The sequence below is a fragment of the Gemmatimonas sp. genome, from assembly GCF_044376735.1.
Taxonomy (GTDB): Bacteria; Gemmatimonadota; Gemmatimonadetes; order Gemmatimonadales; family Gemmatimonadaceae; genus Gemmatimonas.
Genome location: NZ_JBILKJ010000201.1, coordinates 1 through 4,172, shown reverse-complemented (window position 1 = coordinate 4,172; position 4,172 = coordinate 1). Strand labels below are relative to the sequence as shown.

Below are 4,172 nucleotides of genomic sequence, written 5' to 3'. Positions count from 1 at the left end.
GCGGTGCCTTCTCCGGTGCCCGTGCGATGTAGCCGTTCACCATATCGCGCGCGGCGCTGGCAAAGCTGCCGATCTGGTCGGCGGCCTGCCGGGCGAGTCCGGATTCCTGCTTGGAGCCGTACCGCCAGATGCCCCACGTCGCAATGCCAAACAGAATGATGTACGGCACCACCGACTGGCGGCGGCGTACCGCCACCGGGTCGTGTCGGCGCTTGGGGCTTTTGCTGTCCTTCTTGGCCTTGGCGGTCGCGTCGTTCGACACGGGTGTGCCTTTGCCCGCGAGGTCGGCCGATGCACGTCCTCCCGCCGCCGGCGTGCGATTCCCCAACGCGTGCCGATAGATCTCGGCGGTTTGCGAGGGTGTCATCTCCATCACGGCGTTGCCCAGCGTCACCCCGAAATCCGACACGCTGGCGAACCGGTCGACCGGGTCGGGCGCCAAGGCCTTGTCGAACACTTCCTGCAGCGCGTTCGGCCAGTCGAGGTCGCCGCGCACTTCGTCCAGACGACGCGGTCGGCTCGTGAGCCGCGCGATCAGCGATTCCTTCGACGACGAATTCGCGAAGGCATCATGCCCGGTGAGCGCGATGAAGGCGACGAGGGCCAGCGAATACTGATCCGACCGACCGTCGAGGACATCACCCGACAGCTGCTCGGGGGACATGAACTCGGGCGTGCCGACCGCAAAGCCGGTGCGCGTCACCTGTTGCGTACCCTGCTCCATCATACGCGCGATGCCGAAGTCGACGAGCTTCACGACGAACGTGCCGTCGGAGCGCTTCGAGAGCATCAGGTTGTCGGGCTTGAAGTCGCGGTGCAGAATGCCGAGGTCGTGCGCGGCCTGCAGCGCGTCGGCGGCTTGACCGATGATGTCGGCCGCTACCACGGGATGCAGCGCCACTTCGCGCTTGAGCGTGGCGGCCAGGGCTTCGCCGTCCACGAACTCCATCGCGAGGTAGACGAGTCCCTCGTCAGTCTCACCGAAGTCGAAGATCGAGGCCACGTTCGGGTGCGAGATCTTGCTGGCGTTCTCGGCTTCGCGCGTGAAACGCTGCAGCGCTTCGGTGTCGCCGACCAGCGCCGGGCGCATGATCTTGATCGCGCTCTTGCGCTTCATCCGGACGTGTTCGGCCAGATACACCTGGCCCATGCCACCCTCGCCGAGATGCGAGACCACCCGATAGCGACCGCCGATCACGTGGCCGACGAGTTCCGTCCGGGCGGAGGGTGACACGAGCGCCGTCCCGTCCTTCGCGCAGAAGGCCACCGCACTCTCGTACGCTTCCCCGCACTGGGGGCACACCTTGCGTGAATCCACGATTGGCGAACCTAAAGGACCAACGGCGTTAAGCAAGCATGTCGCGGCGATATTCTCATGACCGTCGCGCTCGGCAGGGCCCTGCAGGCGCGAGGGGGCGTCGCGCCCAGCGTACGTGGCTTTCAGTCACTATGATGCAGTATGTCACGTGCATCGCTTCTTCGCCTCCTGCTCAGCTCGCTCTCAATTGCGGGCTCTGCCGTAACGGCGTCGGTCGGCAACGCCCAGACGCCTCCTTCCGCCGCCGGGTGGGCTCGCGCCGGCACCCAGGGCGACTTTGTCGTCAAGGATTTCACCTTCCGCTCGGGTGAGCAACTCCCCGAGCTGCGTCTCCACTACACCACCCTCGGCACGCCGCAGCGCGATGCCCGCGGCATCGTTCGCAACGCCGTCATGATTCTGCACGGCACCGGCGGATCGGGGCGCGGCTTCCTGTCCAACGGTTACGCCGGCGAACTCTTTGCGCCCGGCAAGCTGCTCGACAGCAGCAAGTACTTCATCGTGCTCCCCGACGGCATCGGCCATGGCGGCTCGAGCAAGCCCAGCGATGGCCTCCACGCGCGCTTCCCCAAGTACACCTACGACGACATGGTCGTCGCGCAGCACCGACTGCTCACCGAACACCTCAAGGTGAACCACCTGCGTCTCATCATGGGCACCTCCATGGGTTGTATGCACGGGTGGGTGTGGGGCGCTGCCTATCCGGAGTTCATGGATGGGCTCGCGCCATTCGCGTGCGTCCCGGCCCAGATCGCCGGGCGCAATCGCATGATCCGTACGATGGCGATGGACGCCATTCGCGATGATCCGGCGTGGAAGGGCGGCGAGTACACCAGCGCGCCGCCGGGACTGCGTGCAGCGCAGATGATGCTCTTCATCATGTCGAGCGCGCCGCTCGTGCAGCAGGCGCAGGGGCCCACGCGCGACAACGCCGACAGCGTGATTCGGGCGTATCTCGATGCGCGCATGGCCAGCACCGACGCCAACGACTTCCTGTATCAGTTCGACGCGTCGCGCGACTACGACCCGTCACCGACCCTGTCGCGCATCACCGCGCCCGCGCTGTTCATCAACTCCGCCGACGACGAGGTTAATCCACCGGAGCTGGGGATGGCCGAACGGTACGCCGCCATGATGCCGCGCACGCAGTTCATTCTGTTGCCGATCACGTCGGAGACGCGAGGGCACGGGACGCACTCCGCGCCGAAGGTCTGGGGGGGATACCTCAGCGCGTTCCTTGCGGCGCTTCCGCAACGATGACCCATGGTACGGTTCCTGTTGCCCAACCGTCGGTCACCCAGCTGATTGTCCGCGCGCTGCAGTTGCGCTGCCCCCATTGCAGCGGCCGCAAGATCTTCGCGTCGTTCTTCGAGCTCAAGAACTGTTGTCCGACCTGCGGCATCCGTCTCGAGCGCGGGGAGAAAGACTACTTCGTCGGCGCCTACCTGTTCAACCTGATCGCCGTCGAGTTGATCCTCTTCTTCTGCGTCTGCGGGCTCGTGTACTTCACGTGGCCCGATCCGCCTTGGAATCTCATTACGTACGTCACGGCATTCCTGATGCTCTCGGGGTGCGTGCTCTGCTACCCGTTCGCGAAGACCACCTGGTTGGCGGTCGATCTGGCCATCCGACCGCTTTCGCTCGAGGAACTGCACTGGCACCGCGCGGGTGGCGACGTCGGCGATCGGGAACTCCCGCACCTCTAGCCGACGTCGCTCCCGGTTACTTCTCCACGATGATGAGGTACCGCGACGCGGCCCAGAACTTCACGGGGTCGGTGATGCGGATGTTTTCCCCGCGGAACGCACCGTCCTTTTCCTTCTTCGCGGTCTCGAGGAGTCCGACGTCGTGACGCGACACGATGCGATACGGACGATCGTTGCGCGGCAGCGGGATGGTGAGCACCTCGCGTCGGTCTGCGCGCGTGAACCGCGCCTCGTCGAGCGAACGCGCCGGTACCAGCGTCTTGCCAAGCTTCACGATGAGCAGGCCACGCGAGCCGCCTTCTTCCGTGACCACCTTGTCGGCGATGAGCTGACGACGTGATCCGATCACGTAGAACACCCGGTTCTCGCGCACGTCCATCGCCTTCACGGTGTCGTTGAGCACGACCTTGTCGGCCGTCAGCTGTGCGTTCTGCGTGCGCAGTGCCCGGATCTCTTCCTGGAATACGGCAATCTCCTTCTCGCGCGTCGCCAGACGCGCGTTCAGGTCCGCCAACAGCGTGGCGGCGGCACTCGAATCGGTGCGCATCGTCCGCATCGTGTCGAGGAGCGCAGCGACCTGACGCTGGCGAGCAGCGAGCCGCTGCCGCATCTGGGCCAGGCGGTCGAGAATGTCCTTCTGCGCCGCGGCGGCTTCGGTCTTGCCCGACTCGTCGCTCTTGGTGACGCCGACCTTGCTGGACAGACCACGCACCTTGCGCAGCTCGGCGTCGACTTCGTCGGCGAACTTCGACGCGTCGACGACCTGGGCCAGCGCCCGATCCTTGTCGGCGCCAATGCCCTGCATCAGCCCCTGCAGGGAGTCGCGTTCGGCGCTCGCGGTGGCCAGCGCGAGGGACAGGGAGTCGGCGCGGGCGCGGGACTCGGTGTCGGTACAGGCGCTCAGAGCAAGAGCGAGCGCCACGGCCAGCACGGATACGCCGCGCTGGTGAACGGATAAGGAGATCATCGAATGGGTGGCAAGAGGGAGGACCGCGTGGACAACGTACCGTTCTCGCGTATCACAGGAAAGTATCGTGGATCATCCGTGCGGGGGGTCGACGTCGCGCCGAGCCGCCGCGCTACGGCGTCCAGCCGCGCACCGCATACAGCAGGGTCGCCGCTGTTTCGTACACCACATCGGCGAAAAC

The 4,172-nt window shown here is 65.7% G+C and carries 4 protein-coding genes; 2 read left to right on the top strand and 2 right to left on the bottom strand.

Annotated elements, in window-relative coordinates:
* The coding region (locus ACIRA7_RS15350) for a serine/threonine-protein kinase (protein ID WP_396221716.1) at nucleotides 1-1,318 on the bottom strand (1,318 nt) is incomplete at its 3' end.
* Between the two features lie 141 nt (nucleotides 1,319-1,459).
* On the opposite strand from ACIRA7_RS15350, the gene ACIRA7_RS15345 reads away from it, so the two are divergent.
* Both ACIRA7_RS15345 and ACIRA7_RS15340 read left to right on the top strand, forming a co-directional pair.
* Nucleotides 1,460-2,578, top strand: a complete 1,119-nt coding sequence (locus ACIRA7_RS15345; protein ID WP_396221715.1) for an alpha/beta fold hydrolase — start codon at nucleotides 1,460-1,462, stop codon at nucleotides 2,576-2,578.
* On the top strand, nucleotides 2,575-3,024 hold the full coding sequence (locus ACIRA7_RS15340) for a DUF983 domain-containing protein (protein ID WP_396221714.1): 450 nt from the start codon (nucleotides 2,575-2,577) through the stop codon (nucleotides 3,022-3,024). Before ACIRA7_RS15345 ends, ACIRA7_RS15340 begins: the two co-directional genes overlap by 4 nt.
* A 16-nt stretch (nucleotides 3,025-3,040) precedes the next feature.
* Here ACIRA7_RS15340 and ACIRA7_RS15335 read toward each other — a convergent pair whose 3' ends face one another.
* On the bottom strand, nucleotides 3,041-3,991 hold the full coding sequence (locus ACIRA7_RS15335) for a hypothetical protein (protein ID WP_396221713.1): 951 nt from the start codon (nucleotides 3,989-3,991) through the stop codon (nucleotides 3,041-3,043).
* Nucleotides 3,992-4,172 lie beyond the last annotated feature (181 nt).

What these genes read in the sequence shown, in the direction of transcription:
- ACIRA7_RS15345 (WP_396221715.1), top strand. Translation starts at nt 1,460, where the DNA reads ATGTCACGTGCATCGCTTCTTCGCCTCCTGCTCAGCTCGCTCTCAATT.
- ACIRA7_RS15340 (WP_396221714.1), top strand. Translation starts at nt 2,575, where the DNA reads ATGACCCATGGTACGGTTCCTGTTGCCCAACCGTCGGTCACCCAGCTG.
- ACIRA7_RS15335 (WP_396221713.1), bottom strand. Translation starts at nt 3,991, where the DNA reads ATGATCTCCTTATCCGTTCACCAGCGCGGCGTATCCGTGCTGGCCGTG.